This is a genomic window from Salinibacterium sp. NYA9b, from assembly GCF_976973725.1.
The window spans coordinates 2,934,545-2,956,874 of sequence record NZ_OZ333476.1 but is presented as its reverse complement, the minus strand read 5'-3'; the positions used below and the strand labels follow the sequence as shown (position 1 = coordinate 2,956,874).

Sequence of the window (22,330 nt, the reverse complement as noted above, 5' to 3'; positions counted from 1 at the left end):
TAGTGGAGAATTGACGAATGGAATTCTCCTTCGCCTTCACGCCTGACCTCATCGCGGTCTTTCTCACACTCTTCGTCCTGGAAATTGTGCTCGGCGTCGACAACGTCATCTTCATTTCGATCCTCGCATCGAAACTGCCGAAAGATCAGCAGGCGAAGGCTCGCAACCTCGGCCTCACCCTCGCGATGCTCATGCGAATCGTTCTCGTGCTCTTTGCAGGCTGGATCATCACCTTGAAAGACGAAATTTTCGTCATCGGTGAGCTTGGCTTCTCGTGGAAAGACATCATCCTCATTGCGGGTGGCGTTTTCCTGGTCTACAAGGCCGTAACGGAAATACACCACAAACTTGAAGGCGACGAAGAGCACAGCTCTGGCGGGGGCAGGAAAGCGGTCACCTTCGGGTCAGTCATCGCGCAGATTCTGGTTCTCGACCTCGTTTTTTCGCTCGATTCCGTCATCACGGCAGTCGGTATGACAGAAAACCTCGTCATCATCATCACTGTGGTTGTGCTGTCGTTCGGCATCATGCTCTTCGCGGCCCGCTTTATCTTTACCTTCGTGAACCAGCATCCGACAGTGAAGATGCTGGCCCTCTCGTTCTTGCTCCTCATTGGAGTCTTCTTGATCGCCGAGGGATTCGGGGTCTACATCGACAAAGCTCTCATCTACGCGCCGATGGCGTTCGCGATTCTGGTCGAAGCTCTCAACTTGATCGTTGCGGCCCGGCGAGCGAAACGCGAGGAGCGTCGCCTGCGCCCCGTGGGCCTGCGCCCGCGGTACGCCGATGTCGACGAGTCGATCGCGGTGCACACTGCTCTCGAGGGCCGTTCCAGCGCCGGGTCGGTAGGGCTGTCAAAGAAGCCCGTTGAGGGATCCGTGGATTCCGAGACTGACGGCGTTCGCGATGAGCGCTCGGGTCTCGGATAGCGCTCAGGCCTCGGACAACGCTGCGGCCGCAAGTGCAGGCAGCAGGGGAGAACGCTGCCCCAAGCGGGCCATGCCGGTTCGGCGACACGGCCCGCGCGGCGGGGCTAGGCGGCCGCTTTTGCGCGCGACAGGTCGATGAACAAGTCCGTGTTGAACTTGTAGGCGGCGAGTACTTCGTTAATGACGCGGTCACGCTCGGCGTCATCCCACTCGACAGCATCGAGCTGGTCGCGATACGTGATCTTGAACTCTTTGGGCTTGGCGATCTGGTCGAAAAGGTAGAAGCCGACACCGTTGGTTTCGAACCCGAACTGGCGCTGCATGAGCGTGCGGATGACTTGGCCACCCGAGAGGTCGCCGAGGTAGCGCGTGTAGTGGTGGGCGATGAATCCGCCAGCCCAGTCCTGGGCAGCAACTGCGCGCACGCGGGCCGCATAGGCGGCGGCGGTGGGGAGGGGAGCGATCTGGTCGCGCCAGTCGGCGCCGATCAGAAACTCGAGGTCCGCTTCGATCGCGGGCAGGCGCGTGAGCTGCGAGGTGATGAAAGGCGCGGCAACGGGGTTGCTGGCGAAATGGTCAGCAGCGGCTTCAATGGCTTCGTAGATGAAGTAGTGCTGGGCCACCAACGCGATGTAGTCCTCGCGGGTTCCCTTTCCCGTCATGAGGTCTTTCATGAAGTCGGCGCCTTCGCTGTCTCCGTGGCTCGACCAGGTGCGCTCACGAAGTGCTTGCGAGAAAGGAATTACAGCCACGAGGTCTCCTAGAAGGGGGGGTTAGGTTACCCTCACTCTAGCGAAGGCGAATTGGGCGAAACATCATCCGAAAGTTGGGTATTCGGCGGGACTGTATCGTGAGCACGTGAGTGCAACTGAACAACCCCGGGTGATGGCAACGACTAAGCAGTGGTTGGCGCTGGGGGTGCTGATGCTGCCGACTCTGTTGGTGTCGATCGACAACACCGTACTGAGCTTTGCCCTGCCGAGCATTGCCCGCGATCTACGCCCGAGCGCGGTTGTTCAACTCTGGATTGTTGACGTCTATCCGCTGGTGCTGGCCGCACTGTTGGTGGGGATGGGCAACCTTGGCGATCGCTTTGGCCGCCGTCGGCTGCTGCTCGTCGGCGCTTCGGGGTTCGGCATCGTTTCGGTGCTCGCGGCCTTCGCTCCCGACGCCACGTCGCTTGTTCTCGCTCGCATTCTGCTGGGCGTCTTCGGCGCGATGCTGATGCCCTCGACGCTGTCGTTGCTTCGCTCGCTGTTTGCGGATCGCCGTCAGCGGCGCCTCGCGATCGCGATTTGGGCCGCCGGGTTCTCGGCGGGTTCTGCCATCGGGCCACTCGTCGGGGGAGTGCTGCTGGAGAACTTCTGGTGGGGATCGGTGTTTCTCGTCGCCGTGCCGTTCCTGCTGCCGCTGCTGATCTTCGCGCCCGTTTTGATTCCCGAATCGAAGGATCCCACCCCCGGGCCGTTTGACCTGGGCAGCATCCTTTTGTCGATTCTCACGCTCGGCCCGGCGGTGTACGCGATCAAAGAACTCGCTACCGAGGGCGTGGGAGTGCTGCCCATTGCCCTGTTAGCAATTGCGGCGCTGTCCGGCGTCTTCTTTGTGCGCCGGCTGCTGGGGCAGGCCAACCCCATGCTCGATATGCAACTCTTTCGCGTGCCCTCCTTCAGCGGTGCCGTGCTCGTGAACCTCGTGAGCGTCTTCTCGTTGCTCGGTCTGCTTTTCTTCCTCACCCAGCACCTTCAGCTTGTGGAGGGATTGAGCCCGTTCGACGCTGCTCTCGCTCTGACGCCCGGCATTCTCGTGATCATTGTCGCGGGGCTCGTTGTGGTGCCGCTCGTGCGTTTCGTGCGGCCGGGCTATCTGATGGCGGGCGGCCTCACGCTGTCGCTGCTTGCGTACGGCTCCATCGCGCTGACCGGTAGCGATGCCACGGTGCTGAGCTACATCGTGGCGTTCTGTGTTCTCGGTGCCGGAATCGGTTCGGCCGAGACCCTCTCGAACGACCTCATCATTTCGAGCGTGACGCCAGACAAAGCGGGGGCGGCATCCGGAGTCTCAGAGACCGCCTATGAACTTGGCGCAGTGCTGGGAACCGCGGTATTAGGCAGCATTTTGACTGCGTCGTACCGTTCGACGATCGACGTTCCCCAGGGACTGAGTGCTGTGGATGCGACCGCCGCGCGTGAAACGTTGGGCGGTGCCGTAGAAGTTGCGTCCACGCTTCCCGGAGGGCTTGGCGAAGAACTGTTGGAGTCAGCGCGTCACGCCTTCGATTCAGGCGTAGTGGCCACATCGTGGGTTGCCGTCGGCCTCATGGCTGTTGCTATCACAATCACTCTGGTTACCTTGAGGTCAGTGCGGAGCTAGTGACCTTCGTGGCTGGGAAGGTCGAACATGTCGTCAGTGCCCTCGTCAGTGGGAACATCGCGCTGCGGAGTGAATGAGCCATCGTGTTCGCCATGGGGCTGGGCATAGATTCCAGCCTCCGTGGCAGCAAGAGCAGGGGTCGTCAGGGCAGCGACTGCAAGGGCGCCAACCGTGAGAGCGATGAGGTAGCGTCCAGCACTGGGTGCTGACGCAGTGGCGTTCGAGCCTTCACGAGTTCGACGAGAGTGGAGCGCTAGGGTGCCCGCCACAAAAAGTTGGAACATGGCGGCGATTCCCCACGGCACGACATCCAGGGACGCACCGAGCGCCGGATTCTGGAAGACGGATGCTGCGGTAAGCAGCAGGCCCCAGGCAACAAGCGGCGTCACCGCTACGACCATGGCGATGCGCACAAACGGCAGTGTGTCGCGGGTGAAGGCCAGAATGCCCCACCCGAACTCGACGACACCAAGAATGGCGAGAGGGATGCCCAGCGCGAGAGGGGAACCGATCACGAGTGCAACATGGATTAGGCCGGTGCCTACTGCGGCAAAAGCGATCCAGGTTCGGGTAATTGCGGACATGACGGTTCTCCTCTCGGTGCGTGATCTGGGACTAGTGGTGCGAGTTATGCGGTGACGCTAGATGCACGCTTGTCGGCACCGAGGCCAACAGCAAGCAGGACGACGGCGCTGGCAAAGTGCAGCACGTTGTCAGCAGCGTTCAGGGCCAAGATATTTAGCGCAGAACCTACGAGAAAGAGACCGAGGAAGCCGAGCGCCAAGTAAGCAAAACCGACTACGGAGTTCACGGTTCGGGCAGCCTTCACGTTGGAGAGGCTAGCCAGCAGCAGGGCAGCTCCAATAAGGAGGTGGGCCACGTTGTGGAAGATGTTCACTTCGAACAGGCCCAGCAGCAGTCCGCCCTCAGTGGCGAAGAATCCGACACCGTTCGTGACGGTGAAGCCGAGCAGTCCGACGAGAATGTAGACCGCGCCGAAAACTGTTCCCAGCAGGCGGTTAGGTGATTTAGTCATTACAGTGCCTCCTCTGCGCAAACCTTGTGTTCGCGCGGTTGACTCTTATTCGTAGCCCTCGCCGAACTGGTTTGGAGTGCGAATTAGTGAGTCGGAGAGGATTACGCGCTCACGCCGGTCACGCGGCTGTCGGCACCGATGCCAACGAGCAACAGCACGACGGCGGCCGCAAAGTGCAGAACGTTGTCGGCGGCATTGAGCGCCAGAACGTTGAATTCTGACCCGACAAGCAGCAGCCCGGCGAAGCCAAGGATGAGAAGGGCAAAGCCCAATCCGGAATTGACCGCGCGCGCCGCAGTCCGGTTTGAGAGCGCTGCCAGCACCAGAGCCGCGCCAACCACTAGGTGGATAACGTTGTGGAAAACGTTCACTTGGAACACGCTGGCGAGCATTCCGCCCTCGGTCGCGAAGAAGCCAGCTCCGCCGCTGACAGTGAAGCCGAGCAGACCAAAGAGAACAAAGAATGCTCCGACGATGGCTCCGAGCATGCGGTTGGGTGATCGGGTCATGATTGTTCCCCCTTGTGCGCACACTAGGTGAGTGCGCATCGTGTGCTCTCTATTCGTAGTCGCTTCGAGCAACGCGCGCTAGGGGGAGGGGGAGGTGAATTTTCTTCCCAGGAGTGATTGAGCGTGTGATTCCTCCTGTTTTATTCAGTGGGCGACCTAAAAGACTTCATGGTGCAAGTAATGATCTAGGCAGGACGGTTAGTTCGCGCCAGCGCTGTGACAGAGTTCGAGGTGAGGATGCGCCCCTTTATGCTGAATGAATGGATCCTGTGAGTGCCGATGACGCTGCGCCCAAGTGGCTGGCCAGTGGTGAGGTCGGCCGTGCGCCGGCTGCTCGCCTGGGAGTTGCCGTCGTTCGCGAGCTCGTAGATTCGATCGTCACCGAGAAGGTTCCCTCGGGCACCACCCTGCCTCCCGAAGGCACCCTGAGCTCACACTTCGGCGTGAGCCGCACGGTTATTCGCGAGTCTGTAAAGCGGGTTGAAGAAAAGGGTCTGGTGACCGTCGCACAGGGTCGCGGAACCACCGTCAACCCGGCAAGTGCGTGGAACATGCTTGACCCGGTCGTGCTGTCGTCGCTCGTCGACAATGACGACACTCTCGGAGTGCTCGACGAACTCGCGGTAGTGCGCGGAAGTCTTGAATCATCAATGGCCGGTGCTGCTGCCACGCGCCGCACTGACGACGACCTTGCTGCCCTTCGTGCCCTTGTGGAACGGATGGAAGCCACCCTCAGCGACGCCGAAGAGAACAACCAGGCAGACGCAGAATTTCATCGCCTCGTGATGGAGCAGTCGGGCATCCGCTTGGCAGCAAACATCACGGGAATCCTTTTCGACCGCGCGCTCTCGAGCAACCGATTTGTGGGTGAGCGCGCCGATGAAGGTTCACTACGCGTCACGCTCGCTGAGCACGTTGCCGTCTTGGATGCCATCGAGAGCGGAGACAGCAAAGCCGCGTCTGAAGCGATGGCCACCCACATCTCGCGCGCGTGGCTGCGCCGCCGCCCCACCGCATCCTGACTTTCGGTCGCTGTGAGTCCCCCTTGCGGGCAGATCACCAATCGCGAGGGCTGGCTAGTGGGGGCGAGCCGGCACGCCGAGCTTTTCGCACGCGGCATCGTAGAGCTTCACGATCTCGTGGCGGATCTCCGCGCGCTCGGTGATCTCCGTGCTCCACGGCACGGTCACGTGATGTTCGATGCCGTCGACATCCGAATACTGCCACGTTCCCTCGGTGCCATCGAGCGACACCATGGCCGCAGAAATGGCGGAGGATTCCGCGAAGGCGCGCACAATGAGCAAGTTGTCATCGTTGTGGTCGCTGTTCATATGGGCGAGTACTGCGGACACAATTTCTTCACTGAAAGTAGTCACGGCTCTACGGTAGCTGGGAGTCGCCGGGTTTGGGGTTGCTCCATACCCTAGAGGGGTATAGCGTGGCGCCCATGGATGGAATGACCGAGCACGACACGCAGACCTCCCACAAGCAAAGCTCTGGCCACTCTGGCCATGCCGACCACGTAGCCCAGTTCCGCCGCCTGTTCTGGATCATGCTGGTGATCGCGGTGCCCGTCACGGGTTTCAGCATGATGTTCTCCGAGATCATCGGCTACACGATTCCGGATGTCGCGGCGTTCCACTGGATCTCGCCAGTGCTCGGCACGGTCATGTACTTCTGGGGCGGAAAACCCTTCCTCACGGGCGGCTACTCTGAGCTGAAGTCGCGCAAGCCCGGAATGATGCTGCTGATCTCACTGGGCATCACGGTCGCGTATGTCGCCTCGCTGGCATCCACTCTTGGCCTCATCGACCAAGCCCTTGAGTTCTGGTGGGAGCTCGCGCTTCTGCTCGTCGTCATGTTGCTCGGCCACTGGGTCGAAATGCGGTCGCTGGCTCAGACCTCTAGCGCACTCGATTCTCTTGCCGCTTTGCTTCCGGATGAAGCGGAGAAGGTTGAGGGGGACGACTTCGTCACCGTGCCGCCGTCTGATCTCGTTGTGGGCGATGTCGTCATCGTGCGTCCCGGCGGACGAGTACCCGCCGACGGCGAAGTGATTGACGGTTCAGCCGAGGTTGATGAGTCGATGATCACGGGAGAGTCGCAGCCGGTTTCGCGCGGCGAGGGCGACCGCGTTGTGGCGGGAACCGTGGCTACCGATAACTCGATCCGAGTGAAGGTCACCGCGATTGGCGATGATACGGCGCTCGCGGGCATCACCAAGCTCGTTGAAACGGCGCAAAACTCCTCGTCGCCCGCCCAGCGCATTGCCGACACCGCCGCCGGCTGGTTGTTCTGGTTCGCTCTCGGTGCCGCAGCGATCACCGCGACCGTGTGGACTCTCGCGGGCAGCCCGGATGACGCGATCGTGCGCACCATCACGGTGCTTGTCATTGCGTGCCCGCACGCTCTTGGCCTCGCCATCCCGCTCGTCGTCTCGATCTCTACTGAGCGCGCGGCTCGCGCCGGAGTGCTCGTGAAAGACCGCATCGCCCTCGAAACAATGCGCAAGGTCGACACCGTTCTCTTCGACAAGACGGGAACCCTCACGAAGGGCGAGCCCGCCGTCACGCACGTCGCGGCGGTCGGGGATGCGAGTGAAGACGACGTTCTTCGACTGGCTGCGGCCGCGGAGAACGACAGTGAGCATCCGCTGGCTAAGGCGATTGTGACCGCTGCGAAGGAGCGCGAACTCGAACGAGTAGGAGCCTCCAACTTCAGTTCATCGAGTGGTGTTGGCGTTGAAGCTTCTGTCGATGGTGCGACGATCAGCGTTGGCGGGCCGAGCATGTTGCGCCAGCACGACCAGCAGCCCATCGACGTAACGACCGAGTGGGCGGATGCCGGCGCGATCATTCTGCACGTGCTCTCTGACGGTTACGTGATCGGGGCAATCGGGCTCGCGGATGAAGTGCGCGAAGACTCGCGCCAGGCGATCGATGCACTGCACTCGAAGGGCATCACGGTTGTGATGATCACGGGAGATGCGGATGCTGTGGCACAGTCGGTAGCCGCAGAGCTCGGCATCGACCGGGTGTTCTCGGGCGTGCATCCAGAAGACAAAGCCGGCAAGGTTGCCGAACTGCAAAAGGCGGGCGGCACCGTCGCAATGGTCGGCGACGGCGTGAACGATGCGCCAGCGCTCGCCCAGGCGGATGTCGGAATCGCGATCGGTGCCGGAACTGACGTAGCCATCGCCTCGGCCGGTGTTGTGCTCGCCAGCGACGACCCACGCTCGGTGCTCGCCGTGTTCGAACTCTCGCGCCGCAGCTACGCCAAGATGCGCCAAAACCTGTGGTGGGCTGCCGGCTACAACCTCATCTCGGTGCCCCTCGCTGCTGGCGTGCTTGCCCCCATCGGCTTCGTGCTGCCGATCTCCGTCGGAGCGCTGCTCATGTCGGCTTCGACCGTCGTCGTTGCAGTGAACGCGCAACTGTTGCGCCGCCTCGACCTGCGGCCCGAGGCAGTTATTGCGCGCAAGGACTAGCGGCCGAGCCAATCGCCATCCGTGTTGAGGATGCGCCGAGCTTGGTTTGCTAGTCAGCGTCGGAGGAGAGTGATCTTGGCGGCTGCCATCCCTCCCGCTTCCGGATTGCTTGCTGGATACTCAGACTGATTTCTCTTAGCTGACTCTGTTGCGCCTTTGTGAGCGGATCGAGGACGAGTTCCGTGACCGACAAAGCGTGCACCGGGGTGGCCTTGTCGAGCATCTCCAGCCCGGCTTCGGTCAGGCTGGTAAGCATTGACCGCCCGTCCAGGGGGTCTCGAGTGCGCTGCGCCCAACCCCGTCCCTCGATACGCGACACTGCTCGAGATAACCGCGAAAGCGAGCTGTTTGCATAATCCGCCAGAACGGTCATCCTCAGCGTGCGGTCTGGCGCGTCAGCCAATGCGAACAGGATGCCGTACTCAAAGTGCGTGAGATCGAAACCGCGAACCAGAGGGACGTCGAGGGCGGGTGGCAGCCATTCGAGCACCGTCGCAAGTGCCGCCCACGTCGCGAGGTCATTTCCTGTGAGACGGTTCGGGGTGCTGGAATCAGTCATGTTTACACGCTACAGGTTTACTTGACTGAGCAACCAAATGAGGTTAGTTTTTACTTGACTGAGCAAGTAAAAAACGAGAGGCCCCTTCGACCATGGATATGCAGCTGGAAAACAAACGTGCCTTTGTAAGTGGTTCGTCGCAGGGGATCGGGTATTCGATCGCGAAGGCGCTTCTCCGGGAGGGCGTAGCGGTGGTCATCAACGGCCGTGACGACAGCCGGCTTCAGCAAGCGCTGACGAACCTCCAAGCTGAAGTACCTAGTGGGAACGTGACGGGTATTGCGGCGGACTTTGCCGACGCCGCTGAAGTGCAGCGCCTCCTCGATTCGCTCGGTGGCGTCGACATCCTTGTTAACAACGTCGGCCTCTTCGATTTAACGCCCTTCGCCGAAATACCCGACGATGACTGGTCGCGCTATTTCGAGGTAAACGTGATGAGCGGAGTCCGACTGTCCCGAGCGTTGATGCCCAGGATGATCGACGCAGGATGGGGCCGGATCATCTTCATCGGGAGCGAATCAGGCGTAAACATACCCGCTGATATGACTCACTATGGCGTAACCAAGGCGGGCATGCTCGCTTTGAGTAACGGCCTAGCCAAGCTCACCCGCGGTACCGGCGTGACGGTTAACACAATTCTTGGCGGCCCAACCTACTCAGACGGCGTAGCCGCTACCATCCGCGACATCGCCGAGGCGCAACGACTCTCGACAGATGATCTGAAGGCGTCCATCATTGGGGGAAACCAAACCTCTCTCCTAGAGCGCTTCATCGAGCCAGCCGAAATCGCGAACCTCGCCGTCTATCTCTCGAGCCCGCTTTCATCTGCAACGAACGGAGCCGCCGTGCGCGCTGACGGCGGAGTACTGACCGCAATGCTTTGACCAGCGCAGCCGGTAGCTCCGCCCTCCGACGATGGTGGAAGCGCCGGAGGGCACTCTTCGGAGCATCGTCTACTTCGTTGTCTAGTGTCATCCGAATGGCGTGAAGCCCGGAGCTGCGTGGGCTATCGCGCTGAGAACGCCGAGGATGATCAGGAGTGCGCCCAGCATCCCAATGTAAAGCGGGGATGGCGCGAGCGGAGAGTAGGGGTTGTAGCTGGGGAGCCACTCCTCGACGGCCGAAATCCAGAAGGCGAAGAGCGGGCGGCGCACGACGACGAGGGAAACGCCGGCCACGACTAGGCCGATGGCCAAGAGAATCTGATCCCACGCAAGACCATTCATGTTGCCGGAAACCTTTCGCCGCAGTCTCGGTTGGATGCCGCGGGTCGCGAGCGGGCATCCGACCTCAGTAGTACCAGAAAACGAATCCGAGAGATACCCAGAAACAACTGTTGGCACCCACCGTCGAGGATGGATGCCAACAGTCTGCGCGTGAGGGCTAGCGGCCGAGCCACCCGCCATCCACGTTGAGGATCGCGCCCGAGACGTAGTCGGAGGAGCGCGACGCGAGGAACACGGTGGCACCCGCGAGGTCGCTGCCGACGCCCCAGCGACCGGCGGGGATGCGGTCGAGGATTGCCTTCGAGCGGTCGGGGTCGTCTTGCAACGCCTGAGTGTTGTCGGTCGCGATGTAGCCGGGGGCGATCGCATTCACGGTAATGCCCTTGCTGGCCCACTCGTTGGAGAGTGCCTTGGTGAGGCCGGCGATGCCCGACTTCGCTGCCGTGTAACCGGGCACGTTGATGCCGCCCTGGAAGCTCAGTAGCGATGCGGTGAAGATGATCTTGCCGCGGCCGCGTTCGATCATCGAGCGAGCGATGGCCTGCGTGAGCGTGAACTGGCTCGACAGGTTCACTTGAAGCACGCGATCCCACAGTTCGGTGGGGTGTTCGGCGGCAGGGGCGCGCTCGATGGTTCCGGCGTTGTTGACGAGGATGTCCACGTTGCGGGTCGAGAGCGTCTCGCCCAGCGCGGCCACGGCATCCGGGTCGGCAAAGTCGCAGGCGATGCCCTCGAAGGTGCGGCCATACGAGGTGACCGCCTTTTCGATGTCGCTGCCCGAGGCCTCGATGGTGGCGCTCACACCGATGATGTTCGCGCCGGCGGCGGCGAGTGCCTCGGCCATGGCGAAGCCGATTCCACGTCGTGCACCCGTGACGACCGCGGTGGTTCCGGTGAGGTCAAACATGCCGTTCATGGGGTTGCCCTTCAGTTCTGTGCTCACTTCTGGCCCGCGACATCCACGAGAATTTTCATCGCTTTGCCCGCGGCAAGATCAGCAAAAGCTTCGCTGGTTTGCGACAGCGGCACAATGCGGGTGATCAACAGCTCGGCCGGGATGACGCCGCTATCGATCAGCTCGATGGCCTTTTCAAAGTCGGTGCGCTGGTAAACGCGCGCTCCCATAATCGTGAGTTCGCGCCAGAAGACGCGCAGCAGGTTGATCTCGCGGGGCGTGGGGTGGATGGCCACAACCACGAGAGTTCCGCGCACCTTCGCGAGGTCGGTGGCGCCGAGCACGGCAGCCGCAGCACCCGAGACTTCGAAGACCACATCGGCACCGGCATCCGCGGTCCACTCGTTGACCCACGCGACTTGGTCTACCTCGAGAGGACTGATGGTCGTGAAGCCAAGCGCTTCGATTTGAGCGCGACGACCGGCGTCGATCTCGATGACCGCGACCTCAGCGCCAAATTCGCGGGCGACGGAGGCGATGAGCACCCCAATCGGACCACCACCGATAATCACGGCCTTGTCTCCGGGCACCAAGCCCGAACGGCGAACATCGTGCACCGCAACCGCGGCAGGCTCAACGAGCGCGGCGTGATCCAGGCGCAGCTCGGGCGGCAACGCCACGAGGGTTTCGGCGGGAACATTCCACTTGCCCTGCAGGGCGCCGGGGGAGTCGATGCCGATGAAGTCGAGGTTCTGGCAGATGTGCTGATTGCCCGCGAGGCAGGCGGGGCACGTGTTGTCCCACCAGAGCGGCATGACGGTGACGTGGTCGCCAACGTTCCACCCCTCAACGCCGTTGCCGAGAGCGGAAATGGTGCCGCTCATCTCGTGACCGAAGGTCAAGGGCAGCTGCACGCGGGCATCCATGTTGCCGTGCAGGATGTGCATATCGGTGCCGCACAGTCCGTTGTAGGCGACAGCGATCTGGACTTCACCGGCGGCCGGAGGCTTCGGTTCGTACTCTTTGACCTCGAGGCGTTGCTCGCCTACATAACTCACGCTCAGCACTGGTGCGCTCCTTTGCGATTAGTGGTGCGCGAGGGAGGAAAGGTGGCTGGATGCCGTGAAGCAGCCGGTCTTTGACACCGTTTCCCTTGCGCCTATTTCTGCGTCATACTAGCATGATCAAACGATTGTTCACGAGGATCAACAGAAGGCTGAACAGCAATGGATGACCACACCGGCGCACCAACGGAGTCTGCGCCAATGGACCGCCCCCTCGAGGGCATTCTGGTTCTGGACTTCAGCCAATTCTTGGCCGGACCAGTAGCCGCAATGCGCCTCGCAGACCTCGGCGCCCGCGTCATCAAGGTCGAACGACCCGGCACGGGAGACATCGGTCGCACCCTCGCTTTCGCCGGTCGAGAGTTCGACGGCGACACTGTTTCCTTCCACGCGATGAACCGCAACAAAGAGTCGATCACGGCTGACCTCAAGGTCGCCGATGATCTCGCCTACGTCAAAGAGCTCGTCGAGCGTGCCGACGTGATCATCCAGAACTTCCGCCCCGGCGTGATGGAACGCATCGGCCTCGACTTCGAATCGGTGCGCGCCATCAACCCCGGCATCGTCTACGCCAGCGCAACCGGCTACGGCGAAGAGGGCCCGTGGAAAGATCGCCCGGGGCAAGATTTGCTCGCTCAAGCCATTTCGGGCATCCCGTGGCTCAATGGCTCGAAGACCGACGGCCCCGTGCCGGTCGGGCTCTCGATTGCCGACCACCTGATGAGCTGCCACATTGCCCAGGGAGTGACAGCACTTCTCGTGCGCAAGTTCCGCACCGGCAAGGGCGGAATGGTGCAAACGAGTCTTCTCGAAGCCATGCTCGACCTGCAGTTCGAACTGCTCAGCACCAAGCTCAACGACGACACCATCACGGTGCAGCGTCACGGCGAACACTCGGCCCACGCCTTCTTGGCGGCGCCCTACGGCACGTATCCCACCACAGATGGTTACATCGCGATGGCGATGAATCCGCTGCCGAAACTGGGCGACCTGCTCGGCATGCCCGAACTCAGCGCGATGCACGACCCGCAACTGGCGTGGGATCGTCAAGAGTACGTGGAAGAGATTCTCGCGGCGCGGTTCGCGACCGGCACCACCCAACAGTGGCTCGACATTCTTGATGCCGGCGACGTGTGGTGCGCCCCCGTGCTCACGCTCGACGAGCTGTTGAACTCGGGCGGATTCGAAGCGATTCGGATGACGCAGCCCGTGAACCGCGGAGGCAACGACCTGCTGACCACCCGCAGTCCCATCCGCATTGATGGCCAGATTCTCACGAGCACTAAAGCGGCGCCCACTCTCGGAGAAGACAACGCTCGGATCCGGGCAGAGTTCCCGTCGCGCGCCGCTACCGCCGCAGCTGCCGGGGAGAGCACCGGTGCCGCGACCCAGGAGGCTTCCGCATGAGCCCGACCGTCATCCGCGGAATGACGTGGGAACACGAGCGCGGCTACGGCAGCGTTGTGAAGGCAGCCGAAGCGTATCGCTCGGTTGCTCCCGACGTGGAGGTGCAGTGGGAGTACCGCTCGCTGCAGGCTTTTGCCGACCAAGATTTGGAGAGTCTGGTCGAGCAATACGACCTGCTTGTGATCGATCATCCGCACATTCCGATCGCGGCAGAAGACAAACTCTTTACGCCGCTGAACGGTCGCGGGTTCGACGCCGAGCTGGCCACGCTGGCAACGCAGTCGGTCGGGCGTTCGCACGAGTCGTATCAACACCTCGGGCAGCAGTGGGGGCTCGCGCTCGATGCTGCAGCACAGGTTGCCGCGTACCGCCCCGACCTTCTCGACGAACCGCCCCGCAACTGGGATGAGGTGCTCGCGCTCGCCGAAGAGGGTCGCGTGCTGTGGCCATTCAAGCCCGTCGACTCGTACTCGAGTCTCATCACGATCGCGGCCGGACTGGGCGAAGATCCCATGGCAACGCCCGGCAGGTTTTTGTCGGAGGAGACTTTGACTCGGTCGATGGAACTGCTCACGCGCCTGGCTCGCTTGGTGCCCGCCGATAACGCCGGCTTCAACCCGATTCAGGTCGCCGATGTGCTGGCCGAGAGCGACACCTTCGCGTACTCGCCGCTGCTCTTCGGCTACACGAACTATTCCCGTACCGGCTACCGCTCGAACCGCGTGCAGTACATCGACATCCCGAGTTCGACTCGTGGTGTTGCGGGTTCACTGCTCGGTGGTGCCGGTATCGCAGTGTCGTCACGCAGTCAGGTGATGGATGCCGCGATCGCGCACGCTTTCTGGCTCGCCTCGGGCCCCGTGCAAGAGGGTTCGTACTACGACGGCGGCGGCCAGCCCGGCAACGCGGTCGCGTGGGAAAGCGCTCGCACCAACGCCGACAGTCTCGACTTCTTCACCGGCACGCGCGCGACCCTCGAGGGTGCCTACATGCGCCCGCGATTTGCGACCTATATCGAACTGCAAAATGCGGTCTCCCCGCTCGTGACCTCGGCCCTGCTCGGCGAAATCACGATCACTGAACTACGCGAACGCCTCGATGCGGGCGTCGCAGAATGGCTGGTGCGCTGATGCTCACGAAAGACCGCTGGTACGACGACCACGAGGTGGGGGAGCGCCGCGAAACCGTCGGCCGCACCATCACGGAAGCCGACATCGTGCTGCACGCTGGCCAGACCGGCGACTTCTTTCCGCACCACATGGATGCCGAATGGATGGCAACGCAGCCCGCCGGTCAGCGCATCGCCCACGGCACCCTCATCCTCTCCGTCGCGGTGGGAATGACGGCAGGGGACATCAACCCGCAGGCCATGAGTTATGGCTATGACCGCATCCGCTTCATCCGCCCCGTCTTCATTGGGGACACCATTCGGGTGACCGCTGAGATCAACGAGATGTCGTTGCATGCCAAGCGCCCGGAGGAGGCGGGCTACCTGCACGAACTGGTGACGGTAACCAACCAACATGGTGACACCGTGATGGTGCTCACGCATCTCTATCTGGTCAATCGACGTACCACAGACTAGTTGCCCGAATACACTGGCAACCATGGCTACTTTGAGTGATGTTGCAACCCGTGCCGGAGTTTCGGTGTCGGCGGTCTCGCGCGTGCTGAGCGAAAAGCCTGGCGTGCGGGTGAGCGTGGCAACACGTCAGCGCATTCACGATGCCGCAAAAGAGCTCAACTATCGCCCCAACTTCACCGCTCGGGCGCTCAAGTCGTCGCGAACTCACGCGGTTGGTCTTGTCGTGCCCGGTGTCACGAACGCCATCTTCGCCGAGCTCATGCGCGGTGTCGAAGAAGAGGCAAGGACCAAGGATTACATGGTGCTGATCGCTAGCACCGAACGTTTGCCCGAGGGTGAAGAGTCGATCCCGCGTCTCATGGGTGAGGGACGAGTCGACGGCGTGCTCGTGCAATTCGGCGACCACTTGAGCGGTGACGACCTGCGCACCGTGACCGACAGCGGGCTGCCCGTGATCTCGATCAACACGATCAACCCCGGCAGCGGTGGCTCTGTTCGTCTTGAAGATGAGGCAGGGATGCGCCTCGCGACCGAGCACCTCATCGAACTCGGGCACACCCGCATTGGGTATGCCGGCGGTGTGCCCACCTCGGAGTCAGGTCAGCGTCGACTCGCTGGATTCCTCGAGGCGATGGCTGCGGCGAAGCTCACGGTCGAACCCGAACTTGTCACTGACTTCGGGTACTACCCCAAGCAGGGCGCTCAGGCTTTGGATGCCATGGCCGAGTTGTCGACCCCTCCCACGGCGGTCGTGGTGGCCAACATCAACGCCGCTCACGGTGTGCTCTCTGAGGCACGACGGTTGGGCATCCGCGTTCCTGAAGACATGTCGATCGTGGCCATGCACGACACGTGGACGGCTGAAATTGCGTGGCCGCCGCTCACGTGCGTGCGCTTGCCGCTGTATGAACTTGGCCGTGCCGCCATGGCGAGCCTGTGGGATAACATCAACTCCGGAACCGCCGAAGACCGTGTAATCGCCGACCCAGCACCGGAGCTGATCGTGCGTGAATCTACTGCGCCGCCGGCGCGCTAACACTCCCTGGAGGAGCCACTAGTGAAGACCAGATCAACTCAGCGCGGACTTGAACTGACAGAGATCGGCCTCGGTGCCGCCCAGCTCGGCAACCTGTACCGCGAAACCACCGACGCTGAAGTTGAAGAGGGCGTTGCTGCCGCGTGGGATGCCGGAGTTCGTTACTTCGACACCGCACCCCACTACGGTCTGGGCCTCTCCGAGCGCCGCCTCGGCGAACAACTGCGCACCCACCCGCGCGACGAATACGTGATCTCGAGCAAGGTCGGCAAGCTCCTCGTCGCCAACCCCGGTGGAGAAGACCGGATGGATGACGAAGGCTTTGCCGTGCCCGCCGTCACCAAGCGTCAATGGGATTTCAGTCGCGACGGCATCCTTCGCTCAGTCGAAGAATCTCTCGCCCGCACCGGGCTCGACCACTTCGACGTGCTCTACATGCACGACCCCGACGACCACTTCGAGCAAGCGTCGACGGAGGGCATTGCAGCGCTTATCGAGTTGCGCGAACAGGGCGTGGTGAAGGCCGTCGGTGCGGGCATGAACGCGGCGGCGCCGTTAGCTGAGCTAATTCGCCGTGCGGACGTCGACCTCGTGATGTGCGCTGGCCGCTTCACTCTCATCGACGACGACGCACTTGCCGACCTCATGCCGCTCGCTCTCGAACGCAACGTGGGCATCGTGGTTGCCGGCGTCTACAACTCCGGGTTGCTCGGTCGCAATCGTCCAAGCCCCGACGCGACTTTCGACTACGGGCCTGTTCCGCCCGCCATTCTTGAGCGGGCCAATCGGGTCGCCGACGCTTGTGAAGCCCACGGCGTCACGCTGCCCGAAGCCGCTATTGCATACGTGCTGCGGCATCCTGCCGTGGTCTCGGTGGTGGTTGGCGCCCGCGGCGGCGACCAGGTTCGCTCGAACATCGAGCGCTATGAAGCCGCGATGCCAGAGGGGCTGTGGGCTGACCTCGAAGCGGCCGGGCTAATCGCCGCTCTCTAGTCGCCGCGCTCTAGTTCTTCGGCGATCGCCTTGATCGCGAGAAGGCGGCGGTCCCACTCGGCGCCAATGGTGTCGAGGCGTGTGGCGGCTTCGCTGAGTTGTGAGCCGAGCACGCGATAGCGCAGTTCGCGGCCCACTCGAACGGGCTCAACGAGCCCGGCATCATGCAGCACGTTCAAGTGTTTGGCGATGGCTTGGCGCGTCACGGGCAAGCGTGCGGCGAGGGCGGATGCCGAAGCGTCGCCTTCTCCGAGCGCCGCCAGAATGCTCCACCGGGTTTCATCTCCCAGAGCCGCAAAGACGGGGGCGAGTGTAGTGATCATGCGCCCTCGAGATAGGCGACGAGTTCGTCGAGTTCGGAATCCCAGCCACCGCGGTGGTCTTCCATGTTGGCAGCGGGGTCGTCGCCGAAGTTGAAGCCCGTTTCAACGACGGTGAGCTGTGTGCCTTCCTCGATGGCATCCAGAGTGAACCGGAACACGGTTGAGCGCTTCGGGTCGATCGGCTTGGTGGGGTCGTCAGTTGGTCCGCCCCAGCGATACGCGATCACGTTCGGTTCATCGAGTTCTTCGACCTGCACTGGAAAGCTGCCATACCCCTCGAAGGTAAAACTGCCGGTTTCGCCAACCGCGACAGTGTCGAACGTCGCGACCTCGGGGAACCAACGCGAGAGGTGTTCTGGCCTGCTGATGGCTGCCCATACCGTGGCCACCTGCGCCTTGATGGTGATGGTTCGCCGCACGGTGAATGCGTCGCTGTCGACGGCGGCGGGTGGGTTGCTGGTCATAGTCATAATTCTCTCCTCAATTCATGGATGACTGCAACCCGATAGTTGCATTAATCTTCAGCGAGTGCAACCAGTTGATTGCAGAATGCGAGGCCCGCGCACTGCGAGTGCTCGCGGCATCCGTAAACCACCATCGCTCGCTACTAAAAAGGAGGGGCCGAGCCTAGTGGCTCGACCCCTCCTGTTCTCGTGTGTGGTGCTACCGAACGGTCACACTGACCGGCTGCGAGGCGGTTTCGCCGTGAGGGTTCACGAACACCACGACGAGCTGGTGCTTTCCGGGAGCGATATCTGAAAGCTCCACCGCCACATACTGCGCGAGCGGAGTTTCTGCCGTCAGCGCCCCTTCGCTCACGACAACACCATCGAGCTCGAAGCGATACTCGGTGGCATTCGTGCCCCACCAGAGATTCGCGAACGCCGTGAACGTCGACGACTTTGCCCAGTTGTTGTGGCTCGCCGTGGGGCGACCGGGGTCAGCAGACGTGACCGTCACCGTGGTGGTGGATGTCGACCGCACGCCCTGCGAGTTCACGAGCTCACCCGTGTACACGTACGTTCCGTTCGGCTTATCAGTGAAGTCGATGCTGGCCTTCTGCGCGTAGACCGAAGCCGATTCCGGCAGAACCATGTTCACGAGTTCCCCATTCTCATAGAGGCGGAAAACACTGCCCTGGGTGCCCCACCACATGTTCATCTCCACGCGGTAGTTGCCGTCGTGCAAGCCATAGGCCCACCCGCTGGTGTTGGAGAGTGTTCCGCGCGACGGCAGTTGAGTTGCCCCATCGTCGAAGGGAAGCACCGTGAGGGTTGCCGATTCTTCGGTGACCAAGCCGTCTCCGTTCGTTGCTGTTGCCGTGAGTACGACATCCGTGCCCACGAGCGCAGCAAGTTCTTCAGCAGAGATCGTTGCATCTGCCGCGACAGCCTCGCCGTTGAAGGTGACAGCCAGCGACTGGATGCCGCTCTCTGCGTCGCTGGCCGTTACGCCCAGCTCAAGGGCGGCATCCGCAAAGATGACCCCGGATGGCAAGCCGGCGAGCACGGGAGCCGTGTCGTCGGTGGCTATCGTCGGCTCGCAGAGTGCGGTGAGGTAGTTGTCAGAAGCGACATCCGGGTCGGCGGAGACGGTGACAGCCTGGCACCCAGCACCCACGTCGGGGAGCGTTGCGAACCCACCCTCAACCTCGACGCCGGTCAGTGTTCCATTGAGGTAGACCCCAGTAGTTCCGTCAGGAACCGGCACGACCAGATCGGCCGTCGTGTTTCCGGGGATCTCCGTGACGAGGCGAATCGTGCCATCCTCAGCATGGTTGAAGGCTGCACCAATCTGACCCTTGACGGTCGGAACGGTAATGCGCGCCTCGTCAACGCCACCCGGCTGCGGCTTCACTTGGAAGGTTTCGTAACCCACCTCGATCGGTTCGATGCCGAAGAGGCCTGCAGGCACATGGAATGCCGGTGAGGCCGCCCAGGGGTGCGAGTAGGTGAGGTTGTTCTTCTGCGACGGGTCCCACGCTTCCATCGTTGCGCCAGCACCGAGGTTGATCATGTTCATCCAGCTCGACGTACCTTCATCGGTGAGGAGGCCAACTGCGGCATCCGCAGCTCCACCATCGAAGAGGCCCGAGATCGAGAAGCCGGCGCAATACACGCTGCACGCCATGCCCTTTGAGGCGACAAAGTCGGCAACCTGCGCAGACTCGTCATTCTCGGGAACCCCGAACGAGAGAGCGAAAGCACTCGCGTGGAGTGAGTAGTGGCCGGTGAGGACGCCGTCGGCATCCATTCCATCGTCGTAGCTGCCGGTGTCTTCGTTGTAGAGCAACTCGTTCATAGCGTCACGCATGCGTTCGGCCTGAGCGGTGTACGTTGCAGCATCGTCATCGAGACCGAGTGCATCTGCCATAGCGGCCATGTCGACGAGCGAGCGGTACGCCAAGGCATTAATCACCGTGTTGTACTCGCGGAACTCGTAGTTGTCACGCTGGCTAGTGGGCCAGTCGACGATGTCGCAATCGGTGCGGCTAGCGCAGCCATCCGACCCGGACGACTTGAATACAAGGCCGGTTTCGGAATCGATCCACTTGGTCGGCATCTTGTCGACGAGTGATCCGTATGACGTCTCGACCTGTTCGAGATTGCCAGTCTGGCGCCAGGCATCATGGACCGCCAGCACCACGTACATCGGCCATTCGGTAGGCCACGTGCGGTTGTTCGCGAAGTAGTCCATCGAGTAGCGGCCGAGCGAGAGATCTTCCATGAGGTACAGCGACGACTTGAGCTGAAGGTAGCCGTCTGCTTCATAGTTGATGCGCTCGCGAGTCCAGGAATCGGTGTAGAAGTTCGCGTTGAGTGCTTCGATCGAATTCTTCGACAGCGAATAGACCTGGTTGAGGTTGTCATCGGATGACGTGAAGGTCGATGCTTCTTCGTTGAACGGATAGACGAGCGCAAGCGCCTGAAGGTTCTCGGCGGTTACGGGCTCGGGAGCATCCAGAATCTCGAGGTAGCGGAACACTCGCATGCCCCACGTTTCGATCGTCTGCTCACCGTCAGTGAGCGTTGCGACATCCCGGTACTCATTGGTGTTCGTAGTCAGCTTGTACTTCACCGTGTTCTCGGCCGAGGTGATCTCACCGAAGCGGAGTTCGACGGTATCGCCCGCTGTGCCATCGGCAATGTCGTAACTGACGCCACCGATCCACGTGCGACCGAAGTCAACGAAGTAGTTTCCATCACCCTTATCGACGATAGAAATCGGGTCGTGAAGCTGCTGCTCGACCTTGGCGATCGGCGTAGCTTGCAGATCAGGGAAGGCCGGCTTCTCGACTGCGCCCGACCATTCGGAGTCATCGAATTCCACGGTGGTGTAACCGGTGGGGAACTCGCGGAGGTCGAGGTTCTCCTTGGGAGCGGTGTAGCGCGACGAGCTGATCGATCCAGCATCCGGAAGCACCGGTGAACCAGGAAGAGCGGTCCACGATTCGTCACTGCCGAAGGCCTCCGTTGAGCCATCCGCATAGGTCACGACGAGCTCGCCGATGAACTTCTGAAGCGAAGCATCGGCCGAATACGCCTGGATGCCAATCGCATTGAGGGCGCCCTGCTCAAGCAGCGCGGTGACATCGAACCCGTCGTAGCGGTTCTCGGTGCCGATGCGGTTCGTGGGGCCGAGGCCCACAAACTCGCCATTGACGTAGGCCTTGAAAGCGAACTGACTGTGCGTCCGGAAGTCTCCAGCCGTGGCGAAGAGCGTTGCTCCGGTGATGGCCTGGTCACTGAGTTCAACCTCGGTGCGCAGGAACGCCCAGTTGGTCGTGATCGTTTGCGCACCGGGAACGGAAAGGAGGCAGGCACTGGACTTGCCCACCGTGATAACCCCGTTGTCGACAGAGCCGCACGCGAGCGGGCTAGAGCCGGTCGGGTCAAAAGCGAACAGTTCTTCGCCATCCGGTGCAGTGACAGTGAGGGCGCTCACCGTTCCACCTTCGGAACCACCGGTGCGGAAGCCGACGCCGCCGGAAGCGAATGCAGTATTGGTGCGTTCGTCAACCTGCACGCCAGCGACCGATGTGGTGATGGTCGAGCCCGACACCGTGATCTGAATGTCGACCGGAACGTCTGGCGTGATAGAGCCGCTTGGAAGCGCCACGGCGGGGAGAGCGACGTACTTGCCGTTGGTCAGAGTGTGCGGAACAAGCTGATTTTTGTCGGCACGAAATTGCCACATGTAGGCGTTGGAGCCATCGACGCCGCGCACAAAGATTCCGAGGGCAACCGTGGTGCTGATGGTGGTGTCGAGCGTGTAGTCGACCCACGGTGCAGCCGCGCCGGGGTATTCGGAGGAAGCCCAGATGGGTTCAGCATCCCAGTCGCTGCCGACCGCCGTGCCAAACCACGTTGGAGTGGCGGATGCCGATTCAGCGTCGTCGGAATCCCACGTGGTGACACTCCAGAAGTAGCGAGTGGCGGCGGCGAGAGGATCGCCACCATAGGCGACGTCAGTCTGATCGGTGGAGGAAACCTTGCCGGAATCCCAGACGTCACCATCACCGTTCGCAGCGGCATCCGCTGTACTCGACACCCGAATTTGATAGGCGGATTGAACGATCGTATTGACGTACCACGAGAATGTGGGGTCTTCGAGATCATCGAGATCGGCGGGCTTCTCGAGCCCGTTGATGCGCAGGCCGGTCGGGGCGGTTGTGGCCGCGGCGGCGTGCGCAAAAGTTGAGGTGCTGAGGGCGAGTGAGGTGATCAGGAGCAGAAAAGCCAACGCGGCCGCTACTGCTCGGGATGGACGGAGGACTCTTGGCGACATTGCCAGTTGCATCGGCTTCCTTGCCTTTTGCGATCGCACAGCGACCGGGACTGCTTCCTGAAATTCGACTCTGAATCGATTCAGGCTGAATCGATTCAATAGTGACGCAGCGTTCTACCC

The 22,330-nt window shown here is 61.8% G+C and carries 22 protein-coding genes; 10 read left to right on the top strand and 12 right to left on the bottom strand.

Annotated features, from left to right (window positions below):
- Positions 1-17 precede the first annotated feature (17 nt).
- Positions 18-929 carry a TerC family protein gene (locus ACWFSR_RS14170; protein ID WP_447522716.1) on the top strand — a complete coding sequence of 304 codons (912 nt, stop codon included), beginning with the start codon at positions 18-20 and terminating at the stop codon, positions 927-929.
- Between the two features lie 104 nt (positions 930-1,033).
- On the opposite strand, the gene ACWFSR_RS14165 is transcribed toward ACWFSR_RS14170, so the two are convergent.
- Complete coding sequence (locus tag ACWFSR_RS14165; RefSeq protein WP_197109193.1) at positions 1,034-1,681, bottom strand: biliverdin-producing heme oxygenase; 648 nt, start codon at positions 1,679-1,681, stop codon at positions 1,034-1,036.
- Positions 1,682-1,814: 133 nt separating this feature from the next.
- Here ACWFSR_RS14165 and ACWFSR_RS14160 point away from each other — a divergent pair, with 133 nt between their 5' ends.
- A complete protein-coding gene (locus ACWFSR_RS14160; protein ID WP_447523454.1) occupies positions 1,815-3,302 on the top strand; it encodes an MFS transporter in 1,488 nt (495 codons plus the stop codon).
- Here ACWFSR_RS14160 and ACWFSR_RS14155 read toward each other — a convergent pair.
- From ACWFSR_RS14155 to ACWFSR_RS14145, 3 genes are all read right to left on the bottom strand, one after another.
- Positions 3,299-3,886: a hypothetical protein gene (locus ACWFSR_RS14155; RefSeq protein WP_447522715.1), complete on the bottom strand. Its 588-nt coding sequence runs from the start codon at positions 3,884-3,886 to the stop codon at positions 3,299-3,301. The genes ACWFSR_RS14160 and ACWFSR_RS14155 overlap by 4 nt on opposite strands.
- Before the next feature lie 44 nt (positions 3,887-3,930).
- The gene (locus tag ACWFSR_RS14150) at positions 3,931-4,338 is read right to left on the bottom strand and encodes a DUF4383 domain-containing protein (RefSeq protein WP_447522714.1); all 408 of its coding nucleotides are present in this window, start codon (positions 4,336-4,338) and stop codon (positions 3,931-3,933) included.
- Positions 4,339-4,439: 101 nt separating this feature from the next.
- Complete coding sequence (locus ACWFSR_RS14145) at positions 4,440-4,847, bottom strand: DUF4383 domain-containing protein (RefSeq protein WP_197106826.1); 408 nt, start codon at positions 4,845-4,847, stop codon at positions 4,440-4,442.
- A 260-nt stretch (positions 4,848-5,107) separates the two neighbouring features.
- Between ACWFSR_RS14145 and ACWFSR_RS14140 the strand changes: the two genes are divergently transcribed.
- Positions 5,108-5,869, top strand: coding sequence for a FadR/GntR family transcriptional regulator (locus tag ACWFSR_RS14140; protein WP_447522713.1), 762 nt, complete (start codon positions 5,108-5,110; stop codon positions 5,867-5,869).
- A 54-nt stretch (positions 5,870-5,923) separates the two neighbouring features.
- Here the strand turns inward: ACWFSR_RS14140 and ACWFSR_RS14135 are convergent, their stop codons facing one another.
- A complete protein-coding gene (locus ACWFSR_RS14135; RefSeq protein WP_197106821.1) occupies positions 5,924-6,223 on the bottom strand; it encodes a DUF2470 domain-containing protein in 300 nt (99 codons plus the stop codon).
- Positions 6,224-6,294: 71 nt separating this feature from the next.
- Here ACWFSR_RS14135 and ACWFSR_RS14130 point away from each other — a divergent pair, with 71 nt between their 5' ends.
- Positions 6,295-8,334: a heavy metal translocating P-type ATPase gene (locus ACWFSR_RS14130; RefSeq protein WP_447522712.1), complete on the top strand. Its 2,040-nt coding sequence runs from the start codon at positions 6,295-6,297 to the stop codon at positions 8,332-8,334.
- A 49-nt stretch (positions 8,335-8,383) separates the two neighbouring features.
- Here the strand turns inward: ACWFSR_RS14130 and ACWFSR_RS14125 are convergent, their stop codons facing one another.
- Positions 8,384-8,893: a MarR family winged helix-turn-helix transcriptional regulator gene (locus ACWFSR_RS14125; RefSeq protein ID WP_447522711.1), complete on the bottom strand. Its 510-nt coding sequence runs from the start codon at positions 8,891-8,893 to the stop codon at positions 8,384-8,386.
- 92 nt (positions 8,894-8,985) lie between these two features.
- Here ACWFSR_RS14125 and ACWFSR_RS14120 point away from each other — a divergent pair, with 92 nt between their 5' ends.
- Entirely contained in the window at positions 8,986-9,777 is a 792-nt protein-coding gene (locus tag ACWFSR_RS14120; RefSeq protein WP_447522710.1) for an SDR family NAD(P)-dependent oxidoreductase, read from the top strand.
- 87 nt (positions 9,778-9,864) lie between these two features.
- On the opposite strand, the gene ACWFSR_RS14115 is transcribed toward ACWFSR_RS14120, so the two are convergent.
- The 3 genes from ACWFSR_RS14115 to ACWFSR_RS14105 form a co-directional block, all read right to left on the bottom strand.
- The gene (locus tag ACWFSR_RS14115; protein WP_447522709.1) at positions 9,865-10,119 is read right to left on the bottom strand and encodes a hypothetical protein; all 255 of its coding nucleotides are present in this window, start codon (positions 10,117-10,119) and stop codon (positions 9,865-9,867) included.
- Between the two features lie 157 nt (positions 10,120-10,276).
- Positions 10,277-11,026 carry an SDR family oxidoreductase gene (locus ACWFSR_RS14110; RefSeq protein ID WP_447523453.1) on the bottom strand — a complete coding sequence of 250 codons (750 nt, stop codon included), beginning with the start codon at positions 11,024-11,026 and terminating at the stop codon, positions 10,277-10,279.
- A 32-nt stretch (positions 11,027-11,058) separates the two neighbouring features.
- Complete coding sequence (locus ACWFSR_RS14105; protein WP_447522708.1) at positions 11,059-12,081, bottom strand: zinc-dependent alcohol dehydrogenase; 1,023 nt, start codon at positions 12,079-12,081, stop codon at positions 11,059-11,061.
- Positions 12,082-12,240: 159 nt separating this feature from the next.
- Between ACWFSR_RS14105 and ACWFSR_RS14100 the strand changes: the two genes are divergently transcribed.
- Genes ACWFSR_RS14100 through ACWFSR_RS14080 form a run of 5 tightly spaced genes read left to right on the top strand, consistent with a single transcriptional unit; the run spans position 12,241 to position 17,099 of the window.
- Positions 12,241-13,485, top strand: coding sequence for a CaiB/BaiF CoA transferase family protein (locus tag ACWFSR_RS14100; RefSeq protein ID WP_447522707.1), 1,245 nt, complete (start codon positions 12,241-12,243; stop codon positions 13,483-13,485).
- Positions 13,482-14,615 carry an extracellular solute-binding protein gene (locus tag ACWFSR_RS14095; RefSeq protein WP_447522706.1) on the top strand — a complete coding sequence of 378 codons (1,134 nt, stop codon included), beginning with the start codon at positions 13,482-13,484 and terminating at the stop codon, positions 14,613-14,615. Before ACWFSR_RS14100 ends, ACWFSR_RS14095 begins: the two co-directional genes overlap by 4 nt.
- Positions 14,600-15,070 (top strand): MaoC family dehydratase, encoded by a 471-nt coding sequence (locus ACWFSR_RS14090; protein ID WP_447522705.1) that lies wholly within the window; start codon positions 14,600-14,602, stop codon positions 15,068-15,070. The genes ACWFSR_RS14095 and ACWFSR_RS14090 overlap by 16 nt, the downstream gene beginning before the upstream one ends.
- 22 nt (positions 15,071-15,092) lie before the next feature.
- Entirely contained in the window at positions 15,093-16,106 is a 1,014-nt protein-coding gene (locus ACWFSR_RS14085) for a LacI family DNA-binding transcriptional regulator (protein WP_197122555.1), read from the top strand.
- 21 nt (positions 16,107-16,127) lie between these two features.
- Positions 16,128-17,099 (top strand): aldo/keto reductase, encoded by a 972-nt coding sequence (locus tag ACWFSR_RS14080; RefSeq protein ID WP_447522704.1) that lies wholly within the window; start codon positions 16,128-16,130, stop codon positions 17,097-17,099.
- Here the strand turns inward: ACWFSR_RS14080 and ACWFSR_RS14075 are convergent.
- The 3 genes from ACWFSR_RS14075 to ACWFSR_RS14065 form a co-directional block, all read right to left on the bottom strand.
- On the bottom strand, positions 17,096-17,422 hold the full coding sequence (locus ACWFSR_RS14075) for an ArsR/SmtB family transcription factor (protein WP_447522703.1): 327 nt from the start codon (positions 17,420-17,422) through the stop codon (positions 17,096-17,098). The genes ACWFSR_RS14080 and ACWFSR_RS14075 overlap by 4 nt on opposite strands.
- Positions 17,419-17,892: an SRPBCC family protein gene (locus tag ACWFSR_RS14070; protein WP_447522702.1), complete on the bottom strand. Its 474-nt coding sequence runs from the start codon at positions 17,890-17,892 to the stop codon at positions 17,419-17,421. Before ACWFSR_RS14070 ends, ACWFSR_RS14075 begins: the two co-directional genes overlap by 4 nt.
- 193 nt (positions 17,893-18,085) lie before the next feature.
- The gene (locus tag ACWFSR_RS14065; protein ID WP_447522701.1) at positions 18,086-22,165 is read right to left on the bottom strand and encodes a family 78 glycoside hydrolase catalytic domain; all 4,080 of its coding nucleotides are present in this window, start codon (positions 22,163-22,165) and stop codon (positions 18,086-18,088) included.
- Positions 22,166-22,330: the final 165 nt, after the last annotated feature.

Coding starts and splice junctions, on each gene's coding strand:
- ACWFSR_RS14150 (WP_447522714.1), bottom strand. CDS start 4,338: ATGACTAAATCACCTAACCGCCTGCTGGGAACAGTTTTCGGCGCGGTC.
- ACWFSR_RS14125 (WP_447522711.1), bottom strand. CDS start 8,893: ATGACTGATTCCAGCACCCCGAACCGTCTCACAGGAAATGACCTCGCG.
- ACWFSR_RS14095 (WP_447522706.1), top strand. CDS start 13,482: ATGAGCCCGACCGTCATCCGCGGAATGACGTGGGAACACGAGCGCGGC.
- ACWFSR_RS14170 (WP_447522716.1), top strand. CDS start 18: ATGGAATTCTCCTTCGCCTTCACGCCTGACCTCATCGCGGTCTTTCTC.
- ACWFSR_RS14100 (WP_447522707.1), top strand. CDS start 12,241: ATGGATGACCACACCGGCGCACCAACGGAGTCTGCGCCAATGGACCGC.
- ACWFSR_RS14070 (WP_447522702.1), bottom strand. CDS start 17,892: ATGACTATGACCAGCAACCCACCCGCCGCCGTCGACAGCGACGCATTC.
- ACWFSR_RS14090 (WP_447522705.1), top strand. CDS start 14,600: ATGGCTGGTGCGCTGATGCTCACGAAAGACCGCTGGTACGACGACCAC.
- ACWFSR_RS14120 (WP_447522710.1), top strand. CDS start 8,986: ATGGATATGCAGCTGGAAAACAAACGTGCCTTTGTAAGTGGTTCGTCG.
- ACWFSR_RS14115 (WP_447522709.1), bottom strand. CDS start 10,119: ATGAATGGTCTTGCGTGGGATCAGATTCTCTTGGCCATCGGCCTAGTC.
- ACWFSR_RS14085 (WP_197122555.1), top strand. CDS start 15,093: ATGGCTACTTTGAGTGATGTTGCAACCCGTGCCGGAGTTTCGGTGTCG.
- ACWFSR_RS14130 (WP_447522712.1), top strand. CDS start 6,295: ATGGATGGAATGACCGAGCACGACACGCAGACCTCCCACAAGCAAAGC.
- ACWFSR_RS14145 (WP_197106826.1), bottom strand. CDS start 4,847: ATGACCCGATCACCCAACCGCATGCTCGGAGCCATCGTCGGAGCATTC.
- ACWFSR_RS14075 (WP_447522703.1), bottom strand. CDS start 17,422: ATGATCACTACACTCGCCCCCGTCTTTGCGGCTCTGGGAGATGAAACC.
- ACWFSR_RS14110 (WP_447523453.1), bottom strand. CDS start 11,026: ATGTTTGACCTCACCGGAACCACCGCGGTCGTCACGGGTGCACGACGT.
- ACWFSR_RS14160 (WP_447523454.1), top strand. CDS start 1,815: ATGGCAACGACTAAGCAGTGGTTGGCGCTGGGGGTGCTGATGCTGCCG.
- ACWFSR_RS14155 (WP_447522715.1), bottom strand. CDS start 3,886: ATGTCCGCAATTACCCGAACCTGGATCGCTTTTGCCGCAGTAGGCACC.
- ACWFSR_RS14140 (WP_447522713.1), top strand. CDS start 5,108: ATGGATCCTGTGAGTGCCGATGACGCTGCGCCCAAGTGGCTGGCCAGT.